The sequence below is a fragment of the Paraburkholderia tropica genome (genome assembly GCF_900109265.1).
GTDB lineage: Bacteria > Pseudomonadota > Gammaproteobacteria > Burkholderiales > Burkholderiaceae > Paraburkholderia > Paraburkholderia tropica.
In genome coordinates, this window is sequence record NZ_FNZM01000020.1 from 1 (window position 1) to 26,211 (window position 26,211).

Here is a 26,211-nt window from a genome sequence, read left to right on the forward strand (position 1 = left end):
GCGCCGAACAGCGCCTTGACGCGGTCGATCGCGAGCTGCTCGACGATATCGACGTTTTCGCAGCCGCCGTAATAACGCTTACCGGGATAGCCTTCGGCGTATTTGTTGGTGAGCTGCGAACCCTGCGCGGCCATGACGGCGGGCGAGGTGTAGTTTTCCGACGCGATGAGCTCGATGTGCTCTTCCTGGCGGCGGTTCTCGAGTTCGATCGCGGCGAAGAGTTCGGGATCGACGTTGGCGATGGTGCTTTCGGCTCTGTCAAACATACGGGTTCCGTTAAGTGTGTTCAGGTTGACCGGGTCTCGCGCGGAACGCGTAGCGGGTACGCGGCGCTGCTGGCGAAGTGGCCAGCCTTGACGTGGCGGAAGAAGGTGCCGCACACGCGAGGCAGGACAGCCCGTGCAGCGCTCATTGAAGCGCGCGGATCTCGGCTGCCCAGGCGAACGGCAAAACGGCACCCTGCGCTTCACGGTGGGTCGTTCCACCTTGAGTTCCTGATCGAGCCGCGCCAGACGCAGCATGACGCGCGCTTGTTACAGCGGCCTTTACAGCGCCTTTTTCGGCATCGCGTGCAGCAAAACATGCACGCGCCGTCATTCAGGAACCCTATCGCCAGTCACGCAGGGATTGAGCGCGTAAGTGTATTGGAACGGCCCGGAATAGGCAACCGAGGCGACCCGCGCGCGGGCGTCGGCGACGGTGGTGAGGCGTATCGCGGTTATCGCGCGCAGGCGGCCGCGCAGACAGGCGCAAAGCCGGTCGCGGCATGGCGCCGACATGCCGACACGGGGCTGGCGCGCGTTCTGACCCTTCCTTGCCGCAGCGCCGCAATGGAAGTAGGCTTTCCCCTTTCTTCGCCTACCACCGACCAGGGAGCAACCATGATCGTTTTCGTCACCGGCGCATCTGCGGGATTCGGCGCCGCCATCGCGCGGGCCTTCGTCAAGGGCGGCCATCGCGTCGTCGCCACGGCACGCCGAAAGGACCGCCTCGACGCGCTGGCCGCCGAACTCGGCGACGCGCTTCTGCCCTTCGAACTCGACGTGCGCGACCGCGCCGCCGTCGAAGCCGCGCCCGCCGCGCTGCCGCCCGAATTCGCCGACGTTGACGTGCTCGTCAACAACGCGGGCCTCGCGCTCGGCGTGGAGCCGGCGCAAAAGGCCGACCTCGACGAATGGGAGACCATGATCGAGACCAATTGCACCGGTCTGGTGCAGGTCACGCATGCCTTCCTGCCCGGCATGGTGGCGCGCAACCGCGGCCATGTCTTCAATCTGGGCTCGGTGGCGGGCCGCTGGCCGTACCCGGGCGGCAACGTCTACGGCGCGACCAAGGCTTTCGTGCGCCAGTTCAGCCTGAACCTGCGCGCCGACCTCGCCGGCACCGCGCTGCGCGTGACCGACATCGAGCCCGGCCTGTGCGGCGGCACCGAGTTCTCGAACGTGCGCTACCGTGGCGACGACGCCAAAGCCGCCAATGTTTACAAGGACGTACAGCCGCTCACGGCTGAAGATATCGCCGACTCCATCTACTGGATCGCCACACGCCCCGCGCATATCAATATCAATACGATCGAGCTCATGCCGGTCGCGCAATCGTTCGCCGGACTGAGTATCCACCGCGGATAAATTTGCTTTCAATTTTCCTGCGTATGTCAGTCGTCCGAACGGCGTTCGCGCCGCACGTTCCGGTAGAATGCGCGGCATGGAAATCTCCACCAGCAAGCCGGGTACGGCCCCAAGTTCGGAGGCCGCGTCCGGTTTTAGATGGCCGATACGCGTCTACTACGAAGACACCGACGCCGGCGGCATCGTGTTCTACGCGAACTACCTGAAGTTCTTCGAACGCGCGCGCACCGAATGGCTGCGAGCCTGCGGCGTTGATCAACGCAGGCTTGCCGAGGAAACCGGCGCCCTCTTCGTCGTGCGCAGCACCGCGCTCGACTACCGGGTGCCCGCCCGTCTCGACGACGTCGTGACGATCGTGAGCCGCCTCGACAAGCTCGGCCGCGCGTCAGTCGATTTCATGCAGGAAGCGTGGCGCGGCGACACCTTGCTGGCCACGGGCAAGATCCGCGTTGGCTGCGTGGCGAGCGTCGACGGCACCATGCGCGCGACCGCCATTCCCGACCACGTTCACGAGGCTTTGGAGCGTGGCATGAAGAAAGTCTTACCAACCGTGTCAACGGCATCCGCTTAATTGCCGTTGATACGACGCCAGTGAACTCGCGCGGGTCTTTGCAGGACCAAGCTGGGTTCGGCCGCGACGGCGCGCTGCCTTGCCGTTTGCCTTCGGGAAGCTTCGCGTTGACTTGCAGCCGCTCGCCCCTTCCGGGACGTTACAACGAACCTCTATGAACACTACACAAGATCTGTCGATCATTTCACTCGTTCTTAATGCGAGCATACTGGCACAGGCGGTGATGGGACTTCTCCTGTTGCTGTCTCTGATCTCCTGGACCTTCATCTTCCGCAAGTGGTTCGCCATCCGCCGCGCACGCCGGCAGACCGAGCGCTTCGAACGCGACTTCTGGTCGGGCGGCGACCTGCAGGCGCTCTACCAGAGCGCAGCGAACAACCGCCACACGATCGGCGCGCTCGAGCGTATCTTCGAGTCGGGCATGCGCGAATTCCTGAAGGCCAAAGAGAAGCGTCTGAACGATCCGAGCCTCGTGCTCGACGGCGCCCGCCGCGCCATGCGCGCGGCCTTCCAGCGCGAAATGGACGCGCTCGAGGCGAATCTCTCGTTCCTCGCCTCGGTCGGCTCGGTCAGCCCGTACATCGGTCTGTTCGGCACCGTGTGGGGGATCATGAATGCGTTCCGCGGTCTCGCGAACGTGCAGCAGGCCACGCTCGCGAACGTCGCGCCCGGCATCGCCGAAGCGCTGACGGCCACCGCCATCGGTCTGTTCGCCGCGATTCCGGCCGTCGTTGCGTACAACAGCTACGCGCACGACATCGACCGTCTGGCGATCCGCTTCGAAACCTTCATCGAAGAGTTTTCGAACATCCTGCAGCGTCAGGCCCACTAATCTTCACGAAGCAAGGAGTCGAAGATGGGAGGCTCAGTCCGTTCGAGCATGCGAGGCAGCCGCTCGCGCCGCGCGATGGCCGACATCAACGTCGTGCCGTACATCGACGTGATGCTGGTGCTGCTCGTGATCTTCATGGTGACCGCGCCGCTGGTGGCGCCGTCCATTGTCAATCTGCCGACCGTCGGCGGCGCGTCGCAGCAGCAGCAGGTTCCACCCGTCGTGGTCAATATCCGGCCCGACGGCAATCTGAGCGTCAAATATAAGGACGACTCGGGCGCCACGCAGCAGGAAACCATGTCGCGCGCCGACCTCAACGGCTTCGTCGCCGACCGCGAGCAGAGTCATCCCGACCAGCCCGTCGTGATCGCCGCCGACAAGTCCGTGAAGTACGAGACGGTGATGAACGTCATGTCCGATCTGAAGGCGCATGGCGTCAAGCGTGTCGGACTGCTCGTCAAATCGCAATGACCGGCAAGAAAGACACTTATCCATTGCAGCCTCCGCGCGAGCGTGGCACGGGACGTGCTATAGCGCTCGCCGTGGTCATGCACGTGCTGCTCGGTTTCTTCCTCTACCACGGCATCCACTGGCAGAACAGCACGCCGGCGGGTGAAGAGGCGGAGCTCTGGACCGAGGTGCCGGACCTGTCGACGCCGAAGCCGCTGCCGCCGCCCGCGCCGGTGGCCCCTGCCCCGCCGCCGCCGCAGACGGAAGACGCCGACATCGCGCTGCAGCAGCAAAAGCGCAAGCAGCAGGAAGCGGCGCGCGAGGCGCAACTGGCCGAGCAGCAGCGCATCAAGCAGCAGCAGGAAGCCGATGCGAAGCGCCAGCAGCAACTGGCCGCCCAGCAGGCGGCGCAGCTCGCCGCGCAGCAAAAGGCCGCGAAGCTCAAGCAACAGCAGCAGCAGCAGGAACAGCAGCAGCAGGCCGCCGAGAAGCTCAAGCAGCAGCAACAGCAGCAGGACGCGCTGAAGAAGCAGCAGGAAGAAGAGCAACAGCAGAAACAGGCGAAGCTCGACGCCCAGAAGAAGGCCGACGCCGAGAAGGCCGCCAAGGCCAAGGCGCAAGCCGACGCCCAGGCCAAGAAGCTCGACGCCGAGCGGCGCGCGCGCATCGCGCAGATGCAAGGCTCGATGGGCGGCGGCGAAGGCACGAGCGGCAACGGTCTCGCGAAGAGCGGCACCGGCAGCGGTTCGGGCGGCAATGCAGCCACGCCGGGTTATGCCGACAAGGTGCGCCGCCGCGTGCGTCCGAATATCGTCTGGGCCGGCGACACGTCGGGTCTCGAGACGGAAATCGCGGTGCGCTGCTCGCCGAGCGGCACGCTGCTCTCGGCAACGGTCACGCGCAGCAGCGGCAATGCGTCCTGGGACGACGCCGCGTTGCGCGCGGTCCAGCGCTCGGACCCGATGCCGCAGGACACCGACGGCAAGACGCCGTCGAGCTTCAAGATTACCTTGCGCCCGGCGGGTTGACGGCGCAAGTCAGAGTGCAAAAACGCTGGCGCGCGGCGGCAGGCAGGAACGATTCGATGCTTTTCGGGTCTGTCTGCTGTCGCGCGGTGTGACAAATATCGCTTTTTCAGGAAACATCACAGCATGAGTCTGATGACGAAAATTGGCCTGCGTACCCTCGTCGCTTCCTGCCTGATCGCAGTGGGCGGCGCCGCGAACGCCCAACTCAACGTCCTCGTCACCGGCGTGGGCTCCACCCAGTTTCCGATCGCCACGGCGACCTTCGCGGGCGAAGCCAATTCGCCGCAGCAGGTCGCCGCGATCGTGCGCGCCGACCTCGCGCGCAGCGGCAAATTCACGAACGTCGACGCCGGCAGCGCGCCGGTCTCGGAAACCGACTCGGTCGACCTCGGCGGCTGGAAGGCCAAGGGCGCCAACGCGTTCGTCGCGGGCAGCGTCAACAAGCTGCCGAACGGCCAGTACGAAGTGCGCTTCAAGCTCTACGACACCGTCAAGGGCGAAAGCCTCGGCGGCCTCGTGCTGCAAAGCCCGCCCGCGGGCCTGCGCATGAGCGCGCACAAGGTCGCGGACTACATCTATCAGAAGCTGATGGGCGACCGCGGCGTGTTCGCCACGCGTCTGTCGTACGTGATCCGCACGGGCGGCCGCTATCAGTTGCAGATTTCGGACTCCGACGGACAGGACGCGCACATCGCGCTCTCCAGCCCCGAGCCGATCATCTCGCCGGCCTGGTCGCCCGACGGCACCAAGGTCGCTTACGTTTCTTTCGAAAAGAAAAAGCCCATCGTCTACGTGCATGACCTGCCTACTGGGCGGCGCGTCATCATCTCGGACCAAAAGGGCAACAACTCGGCACCGGCCTGGTCGCCGGACGGCCGCACGCTCGCCGTCGCGCTGTCGCGCACGGGCAACACGCAGATCTTCGCCGTCAATGCCGACGGCTCCGGTTTGCGCCGCCTGACGCAAGGCACGACCATCGACACCGAACCCACCTTCTCTCCTGACGGACGCTCGATTTACTTCACGAGCGACCGCGGCGGCCAGCCGCAAATCTACAGGATGTCCGCACAGGGTGAGAGCGCAGGCGCAGCACAACGCGTGACGTTCACCGGCAGCTATAACACGAGCCCGCGGGTCAGCCCCGACGGCAAACAGCTGGCGTACATCTCACGCACGGGCGGCGGATTTAAGCTGTACATTCAAGATCTGCAGTCCGGCGTCGCAACCGCGCTCACCGACACGACACATGACGAATCGCCCAGCTTCGCGGCGAACGGTCAGTACATTCTTTACGCCACTCAGGTGAACGGCCGTGGCGTGCTGGCTGCTGTATCGACCGACGGTCGTACGCGGCAAATCCTGTCCGTTCAGGGCGGCAGCGTACGCGAGCCGTCCTGGGGTCCTTTTATGCAATAACACTTCAGGAGAGCAAAAATGATGTCGAACAAATTCCGCCTGGCGCTGGCCGTCTTGATGATCGGTGCACTGGCCGCGTGTAAGTCGGCTCCGAAGACCGACGAAAACGCGAACGCCGGCTCGATGAGCACGCAGCCGAACCCGAACGCCGTCGCGCAAGTGAACGTCGACCCGCTGAACGATCCGAACAGCCCGCTCGCCAAGCGCAGCGTGTACTTCGACTTCGACAGCTACGCAGTCAAGGACGACTACCAGAGCGTGATCCAGGCTCACGCCCAGTACCTCAAGACGCACCCGGAACGTCACGTCCTGATCCAGGGCAACACCGACGAGCGCGGCACGAGCGAGTACAACCTGGCACTGGGCCAGAAGCGTGCTGAAGCTGTCCGCAAGGCGCTGTCGCTGATGGGCGTGCCCGATTCGCAAATGGAAGCTGTGAGCCTGGGCAAGGAAAAGCCGGTCGCACAAGGTCACGACGAAGCCTCGTGGGCGCAAAACCGTCGTGCCGACCTCGTGTACCAACAGTAATCTGAGCATTGGATGAAGGGGCGTATGTCGCACCGTTTCTCCCCGCTGCGGGTAGCCGCAGCCGCCTGCGTGGCCGGCGTCGCCTTTGCGGCGATCCCGGCCCACGCGGGTCTCTTCGATGACGATCAGGCGCGCCAGGCGATTCTCGACCTGCGCGCCAAGACCGACAATCTGTCGAGCCAGTTGTCCGCCGCACAGCGCACGATTCTCGATCAGTCCAACCACATCGACCAGCTCAACCAGCAGGTCGCCACGTTGCGCGGACAGACCGAGGATCTGGCGAACGAGCTCACGACCCTGACGAAGCAACAGAAGGACTACTACACGGATCTCGATACGCGTCTCAAGAAGTTCGAGCCGCAGCAAGAGACCGTGGACGGCGTGCAGGGTACCGTTCAGCCGGGCGAAATGGATGCGTTCAACTCCGCTTCCCAGCAGTTCCGCAACGGTGACTTCAAGCAGGCCGCTTCGTCGTTCCGCAGCTTCATCTCCAAGTATCCGCAGAGCCCGTATCAGCCTACGGCGCAGTACTGGCTCGGCAACGCGCTGTATGCGTTGAAGGACTACAAGGGGTCGACGGCGACGTGGCAGGGCGTGGTCAAGAACTATCCGCAACATCCGCGCGCAGCCGAGTCGCTGCTGGCGATCGCGAACAATCAGATGGAGCAGGGGCAAAAGGCTGCGGCCAAGCGCACACTCGAACAGATCGTTTCGCAATACGGCAGTTCGGAAGTTGCCCAGACGGCACAGAGCAAGCTGTCACAGCTCAAGTAAGCGCCGCTGGATCGATGTAGCGTGAAGCGAATGCGGCCGTCGTTGCGATGTCGACGACCACCGGTTCGCCAAACGCGCCTCTCGCACTCCCCGAAAAGCCCGGAATACGCTGTATTCCGGGCTTTTTCTTTTGGGATGTCTTGCTTATGCGCTCCCGAGCGCCGAATGAACGCTCGGCTCAGGGTTGACACGTATAGGATGTCTGCTATAATCCCGCTTCTTTCGGGTCGTTAGCTCAGCTGGTAGAGCAGCGGACTTTTAATCCGTTGGTCACAGGTTCGAATCCCGTACGGCCTACCAAAGCTTGAAACAAAAAGCCCAGTCCTCGCGACTGGGCTTTTTGCTTTGGCGCGCCGCTTTCTGATGGCGGCGGCCTGCGTTCCCCGGCAAGCCTCGCGCAACTCAGCGTGTATACTTCCCTACCCCGCCGTTCCCCCGCCGCACAGGCCACGTCAACATGAAGTTCTCGACTCTCGCCTGCGTCATGCTCGCGCTGCTCTGGATCAGTCTGCGCGTCCAGGCCCAAGTTCAAGCCCCGCCCGAAGACTACGAATATCTGCGCCGAATGAAGGTGCCCGACGCCGTGGTGAACTGCGTCGCCGCGCTCGATCAGTGGGTGCATGGCGCACCGCGCTACGATTCGCTGATGGTCCCCGACCGCCGCGCGCTCACCGCGAAAGTCGAAAGCCCGGTGCCCGCGGGTGCGCTGCCTGACGGCGCGTCGAGCCCGGTACCGCAGGCCTCGCCCATCGACACGCTGATTCACCTGCGCGGCTTCGCGAAACTGCGCGGCAAGTACGCATGGGTGCCCGTCAAGGCGACGTGCGGCATCTGGCATACGCACGTGGTCGATGTCGCGCTCGCGCCGCACGGCACGCACGGCGGCGATTCGCCGATCCACTAACGCGCCTCATCAGTTGCGCGATCCACGCGAATCAAACGATTCGCAAGATTCGCACGCATCGCGCACCGCCGCTCTCAGCGCTTGTCGCCCGCCGCGGCGCGCCTGCACATCGCCTCGTTAAACAGAATCGCCTTGCCGACGCTGCGATAGTTATCGGCGTCGCAGGGCGGCAGTTCGTCCGTGCCATTCTGGATCGCGACGGTTTGCGCGAGCGTCGCGACGCACTGCGCGCTCTGCCCAAGGTGATACTGCGCGAGCGCGAGATCGCTGCGCGCGCTGTCCCGCTCGATCCAGTTCATGAACGTCTGGCACTCGCCGACCAGCGAACCCAGCGCCGCGCTCGCGCCCGCGTAATCCTTCTTCGCATACAGCGCACGCGCCGACTTCAGACGCGTTGCGCGCGCCGCATCGCGGCACGCCTCGGGCGGCTTGCGGTATTCGCCCTGGAAGTCCGCGCGCATGCCGCAGAACGAGCGGCACGCGTCCGAATCGCCGGTATCGAGTTTCAGTTGGCCGTTCGCGCCCGTCATGCTGATCCGGCAGGTGGTCTCGCCATCGGTCGCGACGCCGGTGCGGCCCACGATCTTGCCGTCGACCTGGCATTCGTGGCAATTCCCGCCCAGCGTCTCGATGCTGAAGCGGCCGTTCTTCACGCTCAGCGAGCCGTGGCCGCTGCCGCCCTCGACGAAGATGTAGTCGCCTGCTTCGACGACAGGCGCGGCCTGCACCGCCGACGCGCCGAACACCGCACACAGTCCCGCGACGCATGCAGCAACGCACGCCGCGCCCTGTGCGCGCCGAACCCACGCACGCGTCCATGCGAGTCGCGACATCGCCCTTCTCCCTGTTTCGAGCCTGAGATTTCCCGGCGATGCGCGGCGAGCACGCCCCGCGCCGGACGAAGCGAGATCATCCCATAGTCGCGCCATCGCACGAACGGACCGTGCCGCGCCCATGAAAAAAGCCCGCGCGCATCACGCGCACGGGCTTTTTCGTCGAGCCTCAGCGGCTCTGGATGAGCGTCGCGAGACGCGCGCTCATCGGCTCAAGTCGGCAACAACTTAGTCGGCCTTGATGCCTTCGACCTGGATCTGCAGCGTCGTGGCCATCTTGAAGCCATACGCCTGGCCGTAGTTCACGCCGTAGTCCGAACGATCGAACGTGGCGGTCGCGTCGGCGCCGCACACTTCACGCTTGAGCATCGGGTTCTGGAAGCACTTGAACGAATCGATCTTCAGGTTCAGCGGCTTGGTCACGCCGTGCAGCGTGAACGTGCCGATCACTTCGACGGGCTTGTCGCCGTCGTACTTGATCGACGTGCCCTTGTAGACGGCCGTCGGGTACTTGGCTGCGTCGAGCATTTCCGCCGAGCTGACGTGCTTGTCGAGCGCCTTGTTGCCCGTGTCGATCGACGATGCGTCGATGGTCACGTCGACCGTGCCGGTCTTCGCAGCCGGGTCGAGCACGACCGTGCCCGAGCTCTTCGTGAACTTGCCGCGCCACACCGAGACGCCGCCGAAGTGGTCGGTCTCGAAGCTCGGGTACGTGTGCGTCGGGTCGAGGTTGTAGGTGGTCGGCGCAGCGACGGCGGGCGTGGCGATGGCGGCGGCGAGTGCAGCGGCGGCAGCCGCAGCGAAGATCGTGTTCTTCATGTGAGCGTGTGTCCTGATGCTGGGGTTAAGACGAAGCGAATGCGATTTGCGATGAAAACGGTCAGCCGGTGCGCGTCAATGCGCGGCGGCCACGATGTGAAACTTGATCTGCACGTCGTCGGCGACGATCGAGGTGTCTTTCCACTCGCCCGTGCCGATGTTGTACGCGAGGCGCTTGATGGGCAGCGCGCCGTCGAACACCTGGTTAGCGCCGTCCTTGTGGTACTGCACCGGCACGACGACGTCGGTCGTCTTGCCCTTGATCGTGAGCTTGCCCGCGACCGAATACGCGCCGTTCGCGCCGGCCTTGATCTGCGTGGAGACGAAGGTCGCGTGCGGGAATTTGCCTGCGTCGAACCACTCGTCGCCGGCCACTTCCTTGTTGTAGTCGGGCGAGCCGAGGTCGAAGCTCGCGACCTCGACGTCGAGCTTCGCGCTCGATGCGGCGGCGTTGGCCGGATCGAAATGCACGTCGGCGCTGAAGTGGTTGAACTTGCCTTCGACCGGCACGTTCATCTGCTTGAACACGGCCGAGACGGTGCTCTTGCCGGCTTCGGGCGCCGCATCCGCGTTCAGGGCGAACGAAGCGGTGAAGGCCGCGCCGGCGGCGAGCGCCGCGCCGAGCGCGACGACGGAGGCTTTCTGGACGAGACGGTGGATCATGATCGGTTCGCTATTTACGCTGGAAGCGGTGAAAAAGACGTCGAAAAGGAACGCGGCGCGCGAGGCGCGGCGCACGGGGTGTTCAATCGCGCGGCGTGCCGAACGGCAGCATGCGCGCGAGGATGTTCTGCCGGTCGAGCAACTGATGCTTCACGACCGCGAGCACGTGCAGCGCCACCACGGCCAGCAGCGTGTAGTTCAGCGACACGTGCACGAGGCGCAGCGTGCCCTTGAGCGCGGTGTCCGGATCGATCAGCGTGGGCAGCGGCCAGATGCCGAGATACACGACCTGAATGCCGGCCGCCGAGCTGTACAGATAGCCGGTCACGGGGATCGCCACCATCAGCACGTAAAGCAGGAAGTGGCCGAGATGCGCGAGCCCCTTCTCCCACGCGGGCGTCGAGGCGGGCAGCGCGGGCGCGGCGTGCGTCGCGCGCCAGATCAGGCGCACCAGCACGAGCACAAGCACGGTCACGCCGATCCACTTGTGCCACGAAAAATAGCGCAGCTTGGTGGGCGTGATGCCGGGAATGTCGGTCATGATCCAGCCGAGCGCGAAGCCCCAGACGATCAGCACGGCGACCAGCCAGTGCAGCAGCATGGCGACGCCGCTGTAGCGGCCGGCGGACTTGACGGTTCGATTCATCGGCATGGTTATCCTTGACGGGGAACGCGCACTTTACCCCGATGCGAGCTATTCAAACAATCGTCTAAAATGGATCGTTACCATCCAATTTTTCGATAGATCGCCCATGGACCGCTCTCCGAGCCTCGAACAACTGCGCGCGCTGATCGCGGTGGCGGAAACCGGCAGCTTCTCGGCGGCGGCCCGCCAGCTCGACCGCGCGCAGTCGGTGGTGAGCTACACGATCGCGAATCTGGAGGCGCTGCTGGGCGTGGCGCTGTTCGAGCGCGGCAAGCGCAAGCCCGAACTCACGGCGGCGGGCCGCGCGATTCTCGCCGACGCGCGCCGCCTCGACCTGCTGATGGGCCAGCTTAACGCCAAGGCGGCCGGGTTGCAGCGCGGACTGGAAGGCGAAGTTTCGGTGGCCGTGGACGTGATGTTTCCGTCGGGACGGCTGGTGCAGGCGCTGCAGGCCTTCGCGCGCGAATTCCCCACCGTCGCGCTGAATTTGACGATGGAGGCGCTCGGCGGCGTGCTCAAGCTCGTGCTCGACGGCGACTGCGCGTTCGGCATCAGCGGGCCGAACCAGAACTGGCCGCACGTGATCGAGGCGCGCGCGATCGGCACCGTCGAACTCGTGATGGTGGCCGCGCCCTGTCATCCGCTCGCGCAGGCCGCGCAGCCCGTGCGCATTTCCGACGCGCGCGAGCACACGCAACTCGTGCTCACCGACCGCAGCCGCCTGACGGTCGGGCAGACCTTCGGCGTGTACAGCAACCGCGCGTGGAAGCTCGGCGACCTCGGCGCGAAGCACCGCCTGCTGCTCGCGGGCCTCGGCTGGGGTTCGATGCCGCTCCATCTGGTGGAAGCCGATCTCGAAGCGGGCCGCCTCGTGCGCATCGCGCTCGCGGACCGCAGCTCGGTGAATTACAACGTCACGCTGATCCACCGCACCGACACGGGCGCCGGTCCCGCGACCCTGTGGCTCTGCGAATATCTGACGAACGGCACGCCGCCGCAGGCGCCGCTACCCGATGCGCCCTGACATCGTCGGCGGCATACGCTGACAGCGTCGGCTGAAGTCGCGCGCAGACTTCGCCGCCCGCCCAGTTGCGCCGATACAACCCGCCCGCCCACCTGACAAAGCTTCACAAACCCGCCTGAGCCGCGCCACGCGGCGCGCCGCGGCCATTACTGCGCGTCGGACGACGCACCGGGCGCGGCAATTCACTCATCCGCGCATTTTTCGAGAAAGACCCTCGTGCCATGATCGCGCCGCTCCAGAAGCCGGCGGCGCGCGACCTCGCGCCGCGACGGTCCGCGCGGTGCCGTGTTCCACCACGCGCGTCGTTCGACCTTGCTCGATACGTCACATGGATAACTTCGTCTACTGCCTGGTTTCGAATCTCGCCCTGCTTGCCGCCGTGCAACTGGTCTGCTGGTTTATCCGCGCGATGCGCCCGGACCTGAGCGTGCGCGGCGCGCGCGTGTTTGTCGGCATGATGGTGCTCGCGTGCGCCTTCGACGCCGCACTCACCTTCCTCGTGTTCGCCGATGCGGGCGGCCCGTGGCGCGAGCGTCATCCGGTCGAAGCCTTCTTCCCGCGCGCGGCCGCTTACGTGTTGAGCGCGCTGTTCGCGCTTGTTGCCGGCGGTCTGGCTAGCCGGCGCGCGGCTGATCGCAACGCTGAGCGCAGCAATGAACGCAGCAATAAGCGCAGCAACGAGCGCAACGCCGCGCGCGACGGCCTCGTGATCGAAACGTCGCCCTACAGCAAATCCACCTTGCCGATGTAGGCCGCGCTCCCGACGCCCTACTTCGACGCCTTCTTGCCCTTGCCCGCCGCCATATCCGCGCGTTCCGCCACTCGCACCGCCTGTGCGTTTTTCGCGGATTTCGCGCTCTGCGCCGCCGGCGGCACCACGCCGGACCAGCCCGGCAGATAACGCGCGTCCGGATCGTGCGCGTGGGCGAGCGCCTCGCTGAGCGCATCGTCGAAGTCCTTGCGCACGCGCGCCGCCGACACCTTGCTGCGCAGATAGTCAGCCCAGAGGAATTCGCTGAACGGCGTGGTGTCCTTGGCGTAGCCGCCTGCCATGCGCAGCTCGCCCGCGAGGCTGCGGTACGGATCGTCGGCGAGACCGAGCAGCTGCTTCGGCAGATTCCCGTAATCGCAGCGCTCGCCGGACGCGTCGAACGGATGCACCCACTGGTTGTGCTCCATCATCCGCCAGAAGATCGTGGCGTCGAGCCACGACAGATCCTTGAGCACCGTGACCTTCACGCTCGGCACGCCCTCGTGCAGCCACGCGAGCCCGAGATGGTGATGATCGACCACGTAGTGACGCCCCTTCGGCCCGAGCACGGCCGGAAACCAGTGCGAATCGATCGCCGCCGCGCGGCCTTTCTTGTCGAGCGACGCCCAGTGCTCGCGCTTGGCGTTGACCTCACGAAAGCCGACGGTAAGCTGCGTCGGACGCAGTTCGTCGAGCTTGACGTCGATGAGATGCAGATCCGTGTTCTGCAGGTTCATGGCTGGGCTCCTGATCGGGCGTGCTGAGGTGACGGGGTGCGGCGAACGGGCGTCGCGCAACGATACAACCGAACCGATATGCAGTGCGCATGAATCGAGGCGACGAGCCGCGCGGCCTGCGTCGGGTCAACCCCGACCGAGCCGGGCACGCAGGATGCACGCGATCGCCACTTCGCCTATAAATGCACGGATATGACGCGAAGGCGCGGCGCCCGGCCGGTTTATCGCCCTTTCGTTCAAGCGTCGGCGTCACCGACCGTTTCGCAGACTTGCCTCAATGTCGTCGCAGGTTTGTTTCAGGCAGTCGCATCAACTCGCAGTGCTCTGCAGTTCGCGCGTCTTTCCGGCTCAATCATCGACTCAAGCGAGGGCATCTTGGATCTCGAAACCATCCGCGTATTCATCATGACCCGAGGCATCGACTTCGGGACCAAGGTGCTGGCGGCGATCGTGCTGTGGATCGTCGGGCGCTGGGTCATCAACCTGATCGCCGGCTTCCTGCGCAAACTGCTCAGCCGCAACGAACGCGTCGACCCCACGCTCGCGCACTACCTCAGCTCGATTCTCGCCGGCGTGCTCAACCTGCTGCTGGTGCTCGCGATCCTGCAGGTGTTCGGCGTGCAGACCACCTCGTTCGCGGCGCTGCTTGCCGGTCTCGGCCTCGCCATCGGCACCGCGTGGGGCGGTCTGCTCGCGCACTTCGCGGCGGGCGTGTTCATGCAGGTGCTGCGTCCGTTCAAGGTCGGCGACTTCGTGACGGCGGGCGGCGTGACCGGCACCGTCAAGGAGCTGGGCATCTTCGGCACGACCATCATCTCGCCGGACAACGTCATCAACATCGTCGGCAACAACAAGATCTTCTCGGACACCATCTCGAACTACAGCGCGACGCCCGTGCGCCGCGTCGAGCTGACCGCGAAGATCGCCAACGGCGTCGATCCCGTCGATGCCGCCAACCGGCTGCGCGCGGCCCTCGCGAAAATCCCGAACGTCGCGCAGGAACCCGCGCCCGACGTCGAGATTCTCTCGTTCACGCCCGAAGGTCCGTTGCTCGCGGTGCGTCCGTACACCAACAACGACACCTACTGGCAAGTGTATTTCGACACCAACCGCGCGATCGTCGAGACCTTCCGCGACGCGGGCTATCCGACGCCGGAAACGCCGTCGATCATCCGGCGCATCGGCACGCAGGGCGCGTAAGGCGTCCGCGCAAAGAAAAACGGCATCGTCCTCGCGGGCGATGCCGTTTTTGCGTGAAACGCCGCTCAACGACGTTCTGTGACCTTCAATTGCCGTCAGTGGCCATTCGGCCCGCGCACGGCATTGCCGCTGCTGTTCTTGCGCATCATCTTCCAGAGGCCGCCGAGCACGACCGGCACGATCGCCGCGCCGATGCCGACCAGCACGATGATGTTGAGGTACTGGCGGATGAACGGAATGTTGCCGAAGAAATAGCCGAGCAGCACGAGCAGCAGCACCCAGAACAGCGCGCCCGCGACGTTGAAGAGCTGGAAGCGCTGCATGCTCATCTGCGAGACGCCCGCGACGAACGGCGCGAACGTGCGCACGACCGGAATGAAGCGCGCGAGCACGATGGTCTTGCCGCCGTGACGCTCGTAGAAGTTATGGGTCTTTTGCAGTGCTGCGCGGTCGAGGAAGCGTTCCAGCCCGCGTATGCGCGTATTGAACACCGCCGGTCCGATCGCCCGGCCGATCATGTAGTTGAGCGTGTTGCCCGTGACCGCCGCAACGATCAGGAGCACGAGCAGCAGGCCGAGATTCATCTCGTGCGTGGCCGCGAACGCGCCGCCGATAAACAGCAGCGAATCGCCCGGCAGGAACGGCAGCACGACGAGCCCGGTTTCGCAGAATACGATCAGGAACAGAACCGCATAGACCCAGGCACCGTACTGGTGGATGAAGACTCCGAGAAACTTGTCGATGTGCAAGACAAGATTGACGAACTGCAGCAGCGTATCCAAAAGTGTCCCTTATTGGTCGAGGACGGAGCGCTTGCAGGAAGCGCCCTCGCCCGGTGTTGCGCGAGAAGGAAAATTGACCGCGCCATGATACAGAAAGTGCCCCGCCGTCACGAAAAATTCCCGTGAACGGCGGCAAAAATGCGTCCAATAGATCGCATATTGGCGCTTAACGGATACTTAAGGGGCGCGAGTCGCACGCCAGGCCGGCGCGTCGCGACTCGCTATAATTGCGCGCATGTCTTCGAATTCCGATCCCACCGGCGCCGCCGCGCCCGACGCTCCCGCCTCCGCCGACGCCCAGGAGGCCAACGCGGCCAACGCAGCCACCGCGGCGCCCGAATCCGCCTCGCGCGGCCCGCGGCCCGCGCGCGCGATCCAGGCGCTGCCCGATCAGCTGATCAGCCAGATCGCCGCCGGCGAAGTGGTCGAGCGCCCCGCCTCGGTCGTGAAGGAACTGCTCGAAAACGCGCTGGACGCGGGCGCGAGCACGCTGCGCATTCTGCTCGACGAAGGCGGCGTCAAACGCATCTCGATCGCCGACGACGGCTGCGGCATTCCCGAAGGCGAATTGCCGCTCGCGCTGATGCGCCACGCCACCAGCAAGATCCGCTCGCTCGCGGAACTCGAAAGCGTCGCGACGCTCGGGTTTCGCGGCGAAGCGCTGGCCTCGATCGCCTCGGTCGCCGAAATGTCGATCACGAGCCGCACCGCGCAGGACGCGCACGCCGTCAAGATCGACGCGCATACGGGTGCGATCTCGCCCGCCGCGGGCGGCCAGGGCACGACCATCGAAGTGCGCGAGCTGTACTTCAATACGCCCGCGCGCCGTAAATTCCTCAAGAGCGAGCAGACCGAACTCGGTCATTGCCTGGAAATGATCCGCCGCAGCGCGCTCGCGCGTCCGGACGTGGCGATCTCGGTGCTGCACAACGGCCGCGCCGTCGAGCACTGGAATGCAAGCGATCCGGGCACGCGCGTCTCGAAGATTCTCGGCGAGACCTTCGCCACCGCGCATCTGCCGCTCGACGAGCGCGCGGGTCCGCTCGCCGTCTACGGCTGCGCGGGTCTGCCGACGGCGAGCCGCAATCGCGCCGATCAACAGTACTTCTTCGTGAACGGCCGCTTCGTGCGCGACAAGCTGCTCACGCACGCGGTGCGCGCGGCCTACGAGGACGTGCTGCACGGCGACCGTTATCCGTCGTATGTGCTGTTCCTCGACCTGCCGCCCGAGGCCGTCGACGTGAACGTGCATCCGTCGAAGATCGAGGTGCGTTTCCGCGATTCGCGCTCGATTCACCAGTTCGTGTTCCATGCCGTGCAGCGCGCGCTCGCGCGGCACGCGGGCGCGTCGCCGGAAACCACGGCGGGCGGCCACGCCGCGATGATCGAACCGCGCGCGATTCCGGGCGCGGGCGTGCTCGGTGGATCGGTGGGACTCAGTTCGGGTGCGTCGGGGTCGGCGGGGGTGTCGTCAGGATCGACGGGATCGCTCGGCGACGGCGCGGGCCGCTTCGGCACCGCGAGCGTCGCGAGCAGCTTCGGCGGTTCGTCGAGCGCTTTCGGCGGCGCGGGTAGCGCTGGCAGCGGCCGCTCGTCGGGCTTCGGCGGCGGCTCGGGCGCTAGCTCAGGCAGCGGTTCGAGCAGCGGCAACACCTGGCTGCGCCAGTCGCGCATGCAACAAGGCTCGCTGCCCGTCGCGCAGCCGCTCGCGCTGTACGACGCGCTGTTCGGCCGCAAGGACGTCGGCGCCGGGCAAGGCTCGACCGTCACGCAAGCCGATGGTGCAGCCGACGGCGCCCGCTTCGACAGCGCCGCGCAACCGGCCTTCGATGCCCGCGACGACCATCCGCTCGGCTTCGCGCTCGGCCAGGTCCACGGCATCTACGTGCTCGCGCAGAACGCGCGCGGCCTCGTGATCGTCGACATGCACGCGGCGCACGAACGCATTCTCTACGAGCAGTTCAAGACGGCGCTGGCCGAGCGCTCGCTCGCCGTGCAGCCGCTCCTGATCCCGATTTCGATGCAGGCCGATCCCGTGGAAACCGGCACCGTCGAAGAAGAAAAGGCCACGCTCGAAGCGCTGGGCTTCGATCTCGCGGTGCTCTCGCCCACCTCGATCGCGATCCGCGCCGTGCCCGCGCTGCTCAAGGACGCCGATCTCCAGGCGCTCGCGCGCGCCGTGCTCACCGACCTGCACGCCTACGGCGGCTCGCGCGTGCTCACCGAGCGTCAGCACGAAATGCTCGGCACGCTCGCCTGCCATCACGCGGTGCGCGCCAACCGGCGTCTCACGCTCGACGAGATGAACGCGCTGCTGCGCCAGATGGAAACCACCGAACGCGCCGACCAGTGCAATCACGGCCGCCCGACGTGGTATCAGCTCACGCTCGCGGACCTCGACCGCCTGTTCATGCGCGGCCAGTAAGCGAGCTTCGATGAGCATGACGCAACACGCACTCCCTACGCCGGTCGCCTGCCTGCTCGGGCCGACCGCTTCCGGCAAGACCGCCGCCGCACTCCGCTATGCGGCGCAAATGGCCGCGCAGGGCCGCACGGTCGAGATCGTCAGCGTCGATTCGGCGCTCGTCTATCGCGAGATGGATATCGGCACCGCGAAACCGAGCGCGGAAGAACGCGCGGCGGCGCCGCATCATCTGATCGATATCGTCGATCCGGCCGATGCCTATTCCGCCGCCAACTTTCGCGCCGACGCGCTGCGCGTAACGGGCGAGATCGTCGCGCGGGGCAACGTGCCGCTGCTCGTGGGCGGCACGATGCTCTACTACAAGGCGCTCACACAAGGTCTGAACGATCTGCCGGGCGCCGATCCCGCCGTGCGCGCGCAACTCGACGCCGAGGCCGCCCGCGACGGCTGGCCCGCGCTGCACGCGCGCCTCGCGCAAATCGATCCGGCCACGGCCGCGCGCCTCGCGCCGAACGACTCGCAGCGCATCCAGCGCGCGCTCGAAATCTGGATGCTGTCCGGGCAGCCGATGTCGGCGCTGCTGGCCGCGCCGTCGAGCCGCGACGACGAGGCCGCGCGCTACCGCTTCGTGCCCGTCGCGCTCGAACCGTCGGACCGCGCGGTGCTGCATCGGCGCATCGAGCAGCGCTTCGACGCAATGCTCGCGGCGGGTCTGATCGACGAGGTGAAGGCGCTGCGCGCACGCGGCGACCTCGACGCGAATCTGCCGTCGATGCGCTGCGTCGGCTATCGGCAGGCGTGGGAGTATCTCGACGGCGACATCGACTACGACACGATGCGCGACAAGGGCGTGTTCGCCACGCGCCAGCTCTGCAAGCGCCAGCTCACGTGGCTGCGCGCGATGCCCGAGCGCATCGTCGTCGATTGCTGTGCGGCGGACGCCACCGCGCAGGCCGTGTCGGCGATCGAGCGGATTCACGCTTAGACCGCTTCCCCCCACTTTTCCGTTGTGCATCACAGCATCGCGCGCGGCGCCTGCCGCGCGTGCGTGCACACGCCCGCTCTCACGCACGCCCCGCCCTTGCGCGCCGCAGCGCGCCACCAAAACCCGCGCGTGTCGTCTTGACTTTCCCTCGCCCGAATACGATCATTCGTTCATCAATCGGGCAAATGCTCCGTCTTTCCCGCCCGTCGATTCGAACACCCAAACCAGCCAGACGCGCACGCTCAATGCGCGCACATCGCCCTAGACAGGCGAACACGGAGACACCTTATGGCCAGCGAACGCAGCGACGCGAACGTGATCCTGCACATCGGCGCCGGATCGTTTCACCGCGCGCACCAGGCGTGGTATCTGCACCGCGTCAATCTCGCGCGCCAGCCGGACGAGCCGCAGTGGACGCTGAGCGTCGGCAACATCCGCGCCGATATGAACCCCGTCATGGACGCGCTCGCGGCGCAGCACGGCGTCTACACGCTGGAAACCGTCACGCCGCAGGGCGAGCGCGCCTACGAGCAGATCCGCTCGATCACGCGCGTGCTGCCGTGGTCGGCGGACCTCGCGAGCCTGATCGACGCGGGCGCGGACCCGGCCTGCAAGATCATCGCGTTCACCGTGACCGAAGGCGGTTATTACCTCGACGAGCACGACCGTCTCGACACCGCCAATCCCGATCTCGCCGCCGATCTGAACGGTGCGCGCACCACGATCTACGGCGCGCTGGCCGCGATCCTCGACGCGCGCAGGACGCGCGGCGGCGGCCCGGTCACGCTGCAAACCTGCGACAACCTGCGCAGCAACGGCAAGCGCTTTCACGCGGGCATGCGCGAATTTCTCGCGCTGCGCGGCGAGACCGCCCTGCGCGAATGGTTCGACGCGAACACCGCCTGTCCCGATTCGATGGTCGACCGCATCACGCCGCGTCCGACGCCCGACGTGCGCGAGCGCGTGAAGGCCGCCACCGGCGTCGACGACGCCTGCCCGGTGATGGGCGAGGCCTTCATCCAGTGGGTGATCGAGGATCACTTCTGCGCGGGCCGCCCCGCGTGGGAGCGCGCGGGCGCGGAGATGGTGGAATCGGTGATGCCTTACGAGGAAGCGAAGATCCGCATTCTCAACGCGACGCATAGCTGCATCGCGTGGGCGGGCACGCTGGTCGGTCTGTCGTATATCCACGAAGGCACGAACGACGCCGATATCCGCACGTTCGCGCACGCCTACGTGAGCGAGGACGTGATTCCCTGCCTCACGCCGAGCCCGCTCGACCTCGAAAAGTATCGCGACGTGGTGCTCGAACGCTTCAGCAATCCGTATATCCAGGACACCAACCAGCGCGTGGCCGCCGACGGCTTCTCGAAGATCCCCGGCTTCATCGCGCCGACGATCGCGCAACGCATCGCCGCGGGCGCGACGCCTGCCGCCACCGCCGTGCTGCCCGCGCTGTTCCTGCGCTTCCTGCAACGCTGGAACAAGGGCGTGCTGCCGTATCAGTATCAGGACGGCGTGATGGACGGCGTGGCCGTGGCGAAGCTGTTCGAAGCCGCCGATCCGCTTGCCGCGTTCGCCGCCGACAAGCTGCTCTGGGGCAGCCTCGCGGGCGGCGCGCCGCTCGAAGGCGCGCTGCGCGAAGCGCTCGCGCGCGTCGATGCGTGGCTCGCCCGGCGCGGGTCCGCGGCTTGATCGCGCGCTTGTCGCGCTTGTCGCCGCTCGTCGCTGCTCCCGACACTCCGCTTTCGCGCGCGGCCGCCGCCGCGCCGTTGTTCCACCCGCGCGTCCCCGGGTCGCCGCGCATGGCGCCGCCGTGCGCGCGCGGCTAAAGTAGCGCCTCCACCTCTGAACCTGCGCGCGCCATGTCCACGTATCTCGGCATCGACCTCGGCACCTCCGAAGTGAAAGTCCTGCTGCTCGCGCCCGATGGCCGCGCGATCGGCACCGCGGGCTCGCCGTTCACGGTTTCGCGTCCGCAGCCGCGCTGGGCCGAACAGCATCCCGACGACTGGTGGGACGGCACGCGCCGCGCGCTCGCCGCGCTGCGCGCGCAGCATCCGCACGAATTCGCGCAGGTGCGCGGCATCGGCCTCTCGGGGCAGATGCACGGCGCGGTGCTGCTCGATCGCCACGACGCCGTGCTGCGTCCCGCGATCCTCTGGAACGACATGCGCGCCGTCGACGAGTGCGCCGAACTCACCGCGCGCGCGCCGCAACTGCATCGCGTGGCGGGCAATCTGGCGATGCCGGGCTTCACCGCGCCCAAGCTGCTGTGGGTCGCGCGCCACGAGCCCGAGCTGTTTCGCCGGACCGCCTGCGTGCTGCTGCCGAAGGACTGGCTGCGCCTGAAACTCACGGGCGGCAAAGTCTCCGATCCGTCCGACGCGGCCGGCACGCTCTGGCTCGACGTCGCGAAGCGCGACTGGTCCGACGCCCTGCTCGACGCCTGCAACATGACGCGCGCGCAGATGCCCGCGCTCGCCGAAGGCAGTGCGCCGTCCGGCACGCTGCTGCCCGAGGTCGCGCGCGAGTTCGGGCTGCGCGAGGACGTGGTGGTGGCGGCCGGCGGCGGCGACAACGCCACGAGCGCGATCGGCATCGGCGCGGTGCAGCCCGGCGACGGCTTCGTCTCGCTCGGCACCTCGGGCGTGCTGTGCGTGATCGGCGACCGCTTCGCGCCCAATCCGGCCTCGGCCGTGCACGCGTTCTGCCACGCGATTCCGGACCGCTGGCATCAGATGAGCGTGGTGCTCTCGGCGGCGAGCTGCCTGCGCTGGGTCTGCAAGCTCACGGGCACGCACGAGCCCGAACTGCTCGCCGAAGTCGAAAAGCTCGACGCGCGCACGCTAGCGCAGGCGCCGCTCTTTCTGCCCTACCTCTCGGGCGAGCGCACGCCGCACAACGATCCGTACGCGCAGGGCGTGTTCTTCGGCATGACGCACGCAACCGACCGCGCGCTGCTCGGCTACGCCGTGCTCGAAGGCGTGACGCTCGCGCTCACCGACGGCCTCGACGCGCTCGCCTCCGCGGGCACCACGGTCGGCCCGCTGTCGATGCTCGGCGGCGGCGCGCGCAGCGCCTACTGGGCGCAACTCGTCGCCGACGCCTTCAACACGCCCACGCGCCAGCACGGCGGCGGCGAGACCGGCGCGGCGCTCGGCGCGGCTCGGCTCGGCTGGCTCGCGGCGGGCGGCTCGTTCGACGAGGTGCTGACCAAGGCGCCCGTGGCCGCCGAATACGCGCCCGACGCCTCGCGCCACGCGGCGCTGCGCGAGCGGCTCGACGCGTATCGCGCGCTGTACCGGCACGTGCGTCCGCTGTTCGATCCGTCGCGCGAAAGGTTGGCGTAAGAACGGCGGCGTATCCAGTACACTTCGCGCGTTCGCGCCGTTTTGACGTCAGCGCGCAAAGACCGAACCGCCCGACCACGTCCCGACACGTCCGCAGAAACCCGCTCCGAAGCGAAGACCACCGTGCCCAAGTCCACCGAAAAACTCGATCTCGCCACCCGCGCCGCGTGGCTCTACTACGTGGCCGGCAACACCCAGAACGAGATCGCCGAAAAGCTCCAGGTCTCGCGCCCGGTCGCGCAGCGGCTCGTCGCCTATGCGGTCGAGAAGAACCTGATCCGCGTGCGCGTCGATCATCGGCTGGCCGACTGCCTCGCGCTCGCCGACCGGCTCTCGAAGCGCTACGGCCTCTCGGTGTGCGAGATCGTGCCCATCGACGGCGACACCCAGGACGCGATCGACCGCAAGCTCGCCGTGGCAGGCGCGCAGGTGATGGAGCGCTATCTCGCCGAGGAGCGGCCGATGGTCGTGGCCGTGAGCAGCGGGCGCACGCTCAAGGCCGCCGTCGATCAGATCGCGCAGCTCGACCGTCCGCAGCACCGGCTCGTTTCGATGGTCGGCGCAATCGCGCAGGACGGCTCGTCGAATCGTTACGACGTGGCGCTGCACATCTCCGAGAAGACCGGCGGCAAGCACTTCCTGCTGCCCGCGCCGCTGATCGCCGACAACGAGGCCGAGCGCGCGCAATGGTGCAATCACCGGCTCTATCGCATCGTCGAGGGGCTGTCGAGCGAGGCCGATGTGGCCTTCGTCGGCATCGGCAATATCGGCGAGCACTGCCCGCTCTACGAGGACGGCTTCCTGACGCTCGACGAAGTGCACGGGCTGATGGAACTGGGCGCGATCGCGGAAATGCTCGGCTTGCCGATCGACGCGAACGGCAAGCGCGTGGAATCGGCCACGGGCCGCCGCGTGACGAGCCTGTATCTGGATTCGCCGCCGAAGCGCCCGACCATCGGCTTCGCGGGCGGCGAACGCAAGCGCGACGCCGTGATCGCCGCGCTCAAGGGCGGCTGGCTCTCGGGCCTCGTCACCGACGAGAACTGCGCGCGCGCGGCGCTCGACGGCGCGGACTGAGCGCTTGGTTTAGCGCGTGTTTTAGCGCTTACTTCTCCGGGAAGGTTTCGGCGAGCGCGTTGCGGATCGCCGTCGCGTTCGGATAGCGCGCGTGTTGCGTGCGGCCGTCGCGGAAACCGCATTGGCACTGCCCGATGAACGGCGCGCTCGCGTCGCTCTGCAAGCCCACGAACACCGCGCCCTGCGCCGCCGTGCCGGTCAGCTTGTAGACGTAGCCGTCGTAGGCATCGCCGCCGTAATCCTCGTGCTGCTGCGGCGTCTTCACGAGCACGACGAGACTGCGGCTGTGCGCCGTGTGATCCGCGTGTGCGAAAAACACCGACGCAATCTGCGGAATGCCGCCGTCTTCCTCGTAGCGGTCGAACAGCTGGTCGTGCCAGACGTGATCGGCGTCCTGGTAGATCAGGTGCGCGTCGAGCGTGTAAGGCCGTGTGCTGTCGGTCTGGCCGGGGCGCTTCGAGGTATTGTCCGTGAAGTAGACCCACGCGCCTGGCATGACCGGGCTTGCGTCGATGATCGGCGGCTGCAGCTCGTGCTGGCTGTCGAGCCGCGAATCGACCTGCTGCACCACCGCGACGGGCACGTCGGCGGCATGGGCGCTCAGGGTGGTCAGGGCGGACAATGAAAGCGAAGCGGCAAGCGCACTCGCGATCGACACAGTCGACACGATCTTACGAATCATGATGGCACGCGGTCGGGGTTCGGACGCAGGATGATAGCGCCCGATTTCGTTTGTTCGCCTGCATGCGTGCAAAAACGTGCGCAAAAAAAGCCCGCTCGAAAGCGGGCGTCCCTCGTTGGGGCAAGGCAACCTCAGACTACGACAACGACAACAAACTTCTCCACCTACAGTCAAGCGAACACTCAGGCGGCCAGTTCCTGCGCGAAGCGCCGCTCGAACGCCTGACCGTTCGCATCGAACAGATGGCAATGATCGGCGGGCGCGCCCACTTTCAGCGCTTCGCCGCGCTCGTGCCGTTCGAGCGGCGGAATGCGTGCGATCAAACCGTCGGGCGCGGCCGCGCATTCGGCGTAAAGATAGGCCGCGTCGCCGAGCGATTCGACCGTCATCGCCTTCGCGCTCACGCCGTCCTCCGTCACGCCCACGTGCAGATGCTCGGGCCGGATGCCCACGGTCACCTTGTCGCCTTCGCGCGCGCCGCGCGGCTCCACCGCGACCTTCTGCGTTTCGCCGCTGTCGTAACGCACGACGATGCCGTCACTCGCGACCTGCGCGATCGTGCCTTCGAGAAAGTTCATCTTCGGCGAGCCGATGAAACCCGCGACGAAGCGGTTCGCCGGCGCGTGATAGAGCCGGTTCGGCGTGCCGACCTGCTCGACGTTGCCCGCCGAGAGCACGACGATCTTGTCCGCGAGCGTCATCGCCTCGACCTGATCGTGCGTCACGTAGATCATCGTGGTCTTCAGTTCGTCGTGCAGGCGCGCGAATTCGAGGCGCATCTTCACGCGCAGCGCGGCGTCGAGGTTCGAGAGCGGTTCGTCGAACAGAAACACCTTGGGCTTGCGCGTGATCGCGCGCCCGATCGCCACGCGCTGACGCTGGCCGCCCGAAAGCTGCTTGGGCTTGCGATCGAGCAGATGGTCGATGTGCAGGATCTTCGCGGCGTTCTTCACGGCCGCGTCGATCTCGGGCTTCTTCGCGCCCGCGAGCTTGAGGCCGAACGCCATGTTGTCGTACAGCGTCATGTGCGGATAAAGCGCATACGACTGGAACACCATCGCGATGCCGCGCTTGGCGGGCGGCACGTCGTTCATGCGCGTGCCGTCGATCGTCAGGTCGCCGCCGCTGATGTCTTCGAGACCGGCGATCATCCGCATCAGCGTGGTCTTGCCGCAGCCGCTCGGGCCGACGAACACGACGAACTCGCCGTCACCGATATCGAGGTTCACGTCGCGCAGCACTTCGGTTTCGTCGTAGCGCTTGAGCACGTTTCTCAGGATCACGCTTGCCATGATGTGTCTCCATTCGTTGCGGCGGCCGGGGCTTCATCGCACCCGCCGCGATTGCACTCTTGATTCGTTTGCCGGAACACGCGCGCGCTCACTGCGCGCCCGCTTCCGCCTTCTGGATCCAGTCCGCCACGAGCGCGGGCAGCGCGCGCATGTCATCGAAAATCTCGCGCGCGCCGACTGCGCGCAACGCCAGCGCGTGCGCCTCGCCGCCCACGTGCGCGCCGCCCACGAAGCCGAGCACGGTCATGCCCGCCGCGCGCGCCGCGCTCACGCCGGCCACGCTGTCCTCGATCACGAGGCACGCCGCCGACGCGACGTTCATGCCGCGCGCCGCCGCGAGATACACGTCGGGCGCGGGCTTCGGTTTCGCGACCGTATCGGCGCAATAGAGCCGCTCGCCGAAAAAGCGCGCGAGGCCGTTGCGTTCGAGCACGCGGCGCACCACCGCCGTGTAGCTGTTGCTCGCGCAGCCCTTGGGCAGTTCGATGGCGTCGAGCGCCGCCGCCACGCCCGGAAAGAGCGGCGCGTCGGCGGCTTCGGTTTCGGCCACCGCGCGGATCGCATCGACATCGGCGCCGCTCAGCGTGCGCGCGAGCGCTTCGCCGGCGCCCGCCAGCACGCGCTCGATGCGCTGGCCGAGCAGCGGCATCAGCACGGGCGCGACGTTCGTGCCGGGCCAGCGCGCTTCGAGTTCGCGCACCAGCACGCGCGCGGCCACGGCTTCGCTGTCGATCAGCACGCCGTCACAGTCGCAGATGAGCGCCTGGATCGTCATCGTGTTTTGCGGGTTCGTCATGACGTTTGCGGTTCG

General features: G+C 66.5%; 25 protein-coding genes, 1 tRNA gene, 2 pseudogenes and 1 riboswitch. Of the genes and pseudogenes, 18 read left to right on the forward strand and 10 right to left on the reverse strand.

All coding sequences use genetic code 11. The features are described from left to right. Positions 1-266: pseudogene (glyA, locus tag BMY06_RS29140) on the reverse strand (serine hydroxymethyltransferase); the annotation flags it as partial. 160 nt (positions 267-426) lie between these two features. Beyond that, positions 427-630, reverse strand: a riboswitch (ZMP/ZTP riboswitch). Between the two features lie 251 nt (positions 631-881). On the opposite strand from glyA, the gene ydfG reads away from it, so the two are divergent. The 10 genes from ydfG (at position 882) to BMY06_RS29190 (ending at position 8,131) form a co-directional block, all read left to right on the forward strand. Then, positions 882-1,628: a bifunctional NADP-dependent 3-hydroxy acid dehydrogenase/3-hydroxypropionate dehydrogenase YdfG gene (gene ydfG, locus BMY06_RS29145; protein WP_074986727.1), complete on the forward strand. Its 747-nt coding sequence runs from the start codon at positions 882-884 to the stop codon at positions 1,626-1,628. Positions 1,629-1,695: 67 nt separating this feature from the next. Continuing rightward, entirely contained in the window at positions 1,696-2,199 is a 504-nt protein-coding gene (gene ybgC / locus BMY06_RS29150) for a tol-pal system-associated acyl-CoA thioesterase (RefSeq protein WP_065059252.1), read from the forward strand. Between the two features lie 154 nt (positions 2,200-2,353). Further along, positions 2,354-3,031, forward strand: coding sequence for a protein TolQ (tolQ, locus tag BMY06_RS29155; RefSeq protein ID WP_027817805.1), 678 nt, complete (start codon positions 2,354-2,356; stop codon positions 3,029-3,031). Between the two features lie 24 nt (positions 3,032-3,055). Further along, positions 3,056-3,502, forward strand: coding sequence for a protein TolR (tolR, locus tag BMY06_RS29160; RefSeq protein WP_065059253.1), 447 nt, complete (start codon positions 3,056-3,058; stop codon positions 3,500-3,502). Continuing rightward, positions 3,499-4,509: a cell envelope integrity protein TolA gene (gene tolA, locus BMY06_RS29165; RefSeq protein WP_065059254.1), complete on the forward strand. Its 1,011-nt coding sequence runs from the start codon at positions 3,499-3,501 to the stop codon at positions 4,507-4,509. The genes tolR and tolA overlap by 4 nt, the downstream gene beginning before the upstream one ends. 123 nt (positions 4,510-4,632) lie before the next feature. Then, positions 4,633-5,925: a Tol-Pal system beta propeller repeat protein TolB gene (tolB, locus tag BMY06_RS29170; protein WP_065059255.1), complete on the forward strand. Its 1,293-nt coding sequence runs from the start codon at positions 4,633-4,635 to the stop codon at positions 5,923-5,925. Between the two features lie 18 nt (positions 5,926-5,943). Beyond that, a complete protein-coding gene (gene pal / locus BMY06_RS29175) occupies positions 5,944-6,453 on the forward strand; it encodes a peptidoglycan-associated lipoprotein Pal (RefSeq protein WP_065059256.1) in 510 nt (169 codons plus the stop codon). 24 nt (positions 6,454-6,477) lie between these two features. After that, positions 6,478-7,227, forward strand: a complete 750-nt coding sequence (ybgF, locus tag BMY06_RS29180) for a tol-pal system protein YbgF (protein ID WP_065059257.1) — start codon at positions 6,478-6,480, stop codon at positions 7,225-7,227. A gap of 224 nt (positions 7,228-7,451) precedes the next feature. Further along, positions 7,452-7,527 (forward strand) — tRNA-Lys (locus tag BMY06_RS29185). A gap of 157 nt (positions 7,528-7,684) precedes the next feature. Further along, positions 7,685-8,131 (forward strand): BspC domain-containing protein, encoded by a 447-nt coding sequence (locus BMY06_RS29190; RefSeq protein WP_231957504.1) that lies wholly within the window; start codon positions 7,685-7,687, stop codon positions 8,129-8,131. 74 nt (positions 8,132-8,205) lie between these two features. Here the strand turns inward: BMY06_RS29190 and BMY06_RS29195 are convergent, their stop codons facing one another. From BMY06_RS29195 to BMY06_RS29210, 4 genes are all read right to left on the reverse strand, one after another. Next, positions 8,206-8,964, reverse strand: a complete 759-nt coding sequence (locus BMY06_RS29195) for a hypothetical protein (RefSeq protein WP_234774956.1) — start codon at positions 8,962-8,964, stop codon at positions 8,206-8,208. A 228-nt stretch (positions 8,965-9,192) separates the two neighbouring features. Beyond that, positions 9,193-9,783, reverse strand: coding sequence for a YceI family protein (locus BMY06_RS29200; RefSeq protein ID WP_065059258.1), 591 nt, complete (start codon positions 9,781-9,783; stop codon positions 9,193-9,195). 75 nt (positions 9,784-9,858) lie between these two features. Beyond that, complete coding sequence (locus BMY06_RS29205; RefSeq protein ID WP_074986791.1) at positions 9,859-10,446, reverse strand: YceI family protein; 588 nt, start codon at positions 10,444-10,446, stop codon at positions 9,859-9,861. Positions 10,447-10,528: 82 nt separating this feature from the next. After that, on the reverse strand, positions 10,529-11,092 hold the full coding sequence (locus BMY06_RS29210) for a cytochrome b (protein ID WP_074986792.1): 564 nt from the start codon (positions 11,090-11,092) through the stop codon (positions 10,529-10,531). A gap of 106 nt (positions 11,093-11,198) precedes the next feature. Between BMY06_RS29210 and BMY06_RS29215 the strand changes: the two genes are divergently transcribed. Together BMY06_RS29215 and BMY06_RS29220 are read left to right on the forward strand one after the other, a co-directional pair. Then, positions 11,199-12,116, forward strand: coding sequence for a LysR family transcriptional regulator (locus BMY06_RS29215; RefSeq protein WP_065059259.1), 918 nt, complete (start codon positions 11,199-11,201; stop codon positions 12,114-12,116). Positions 12,117-12,444: 328 nt separating this feature from the next. Next, the gene (locus tag BMY06_RS29220) at positions 12,445-12,867 is read left to right on the forward strand and encodes a hypothetical protein (protein WP_074986728.1); all 423 of its coding nucleotides are present in this window, start codon (positions 12,445-12,447) and stop codon (positions 12,865-12,867) included. A gap of 122 nt (positions 12,868-12,989) precedes the next feature. On the opposite strand, the pseudogene BMY06_RS29225 reads toward BMY06_RS29220, so the two are convergent. After that, positions 12,990-13,604, reverse strand: a pseudogene (locus tag BMY06_RS29225) (ParB-like protein); the annotation flags it as partial. A gap of 375 nt (positions 13,605-13,979) precedes the next feature. On the opposite strand from BMY06_RS29225, the gene BMY06_RS29230 reads away from it, so the two are divergent. Then, a complete protein-coding gene (locus BMY06_RS29230) occupies positions 13,980-14,804 on the forward strand; it encodes a mechanosensitive ion channel family protein (protein ID WP_065059261.1) in 825 nt (274 codons plus the stop codon). Between the two features lie 95 nt (positions 14,805-14,899). On the opposite strand, the gene BMY06_RS29235 is transcribed toward BMY06_RS29230, so the two are convergent. Further along, the gene (locus tag BMY06_RS29235; protein WP_074986729.1) at positions 14,900-15,586 is read right to left on the reverse strand and encodes a DedA family protein; all 687 of its coding nucleotides are present in this window, start codon (positions 15,584-15,586) and stop codon (positions 14,900-14,902) included. A gap of 235 nt (positions 15,587-15,821) precedes the next feature. Between BMY06_RS29235 and mutL the strand changes: the two genes are divergently transcribed. The 5 genes from mutL (at position 15,822) to BMY06_RS29260 (ending at position 23,426) form a co-directional block, all read left to right on the forward strand. Next, a complete protein-coding gene (gene mutL / locus BMY06_RS29240; protein WP_074986730.1) occupies positions 15,822-18,011 on the forward strand; it encodes a DNA mismatch repair endonuclease MutL in 2,190 nt (729 codons plus the stop codon). A 16-nt stretch (positions 18,012-18,027) separates the two neighbouring features. Beyond that, complete coding sequence (gene miaA, locus BMY06_RS29245) at positions 18,028-18,996, forward strand: tRNA (adenosine(37)-N6)-dimethylallyltransferase MiaA (RefSeq protein WP_375790444.1); 969 nt, start codon at positions 18,028-18,030, stop codon at positions 18,994-18,996. A 288-nt stretch (positions 18,997-19,284) separates the two neighbouring features. Further along, positions 19,285-20,691, forward strand: a complete 1,407-nt coding sequence (gene dalD / locus BMY06_RS29250) for a D-arabinitol 4-dehydrogenase (protein WP_074986732.1) — start codon at positions 19,285-19,287, stop codon at positions 20,689-20,691. 170 nt (positions 20,692-20,861) lie between these two features. Then, on the forward strand, positions 20,862-22,349 hold the full coding sequence (gene xylB, locus BMY06_RS29255; RefSeq protein WP_074986733.1) for a xylulokinase: 1,488 nt from the start codon (positions 20,862-20,864) through the stop codon (positions 22,347-22,349). A 123-nt stretch (positions 22,350-22,472) separates the two neighbouring features. Further along, positions 22,473-23,426, forward strand: a complete 954-nt coding sequence (locus BMY06_RS29260; RefSeq protein ID WP_065059267.1) for a sugar-binding transcriptional regulator — start codon at positions 22,473-22,475, stop codon at positions 23,424-23,426. Between the two features lie 28 nt (positions 23,427-23,454). Here the strand turns inward: BMY06_RS29260 and BMY06_RS29265 are convergent, their stop codons facing one another. The 3 genes from BMY06_RS29265 to BMY06_RS29275 form a co-directional block, all read right to left on the reverse strand. Further along, the gene (locus BMY06_RS29265; protein ID WP_074986734.1) at positions 23,455-24,108 is read right to left on the reverse strand and encodes a hypothetical protein; all 654 of its coding nucleotides are present in this window, start codon (positions 24,106-24,108) and stop codon (positions 23,455-23,457) included. A 182-nt stretch (positions 24,109-24,290) separates the two neighbouring features. Then, positions 24,291-25,400: an ABC transporter ATP-binding protein gene (locus BMY06_RS29270; protein ID WP_074986735.1), complete on the reverse strand. Its 1,110-nt coding sequence runs from the start codon at positions 25,398-25,400 to the stop codon at positions 24,291-24,293. 88 nt (positions 25,401-25,488) lie between these two features. Beyond that, positions 25,489-26,196 (reverse strand): HAD family hydrolase, encoded by a 708-nt coding sequence (locus tag BMY06_RS29275; RefSeq protein WP_074986736.1) that lies wholly within the window; start codon positions 26,194-26,196, stop codon positions 25,489-25,491. Between the last annotated feature and the right edge of the window lie 15 nt (positions 26,197-26,211).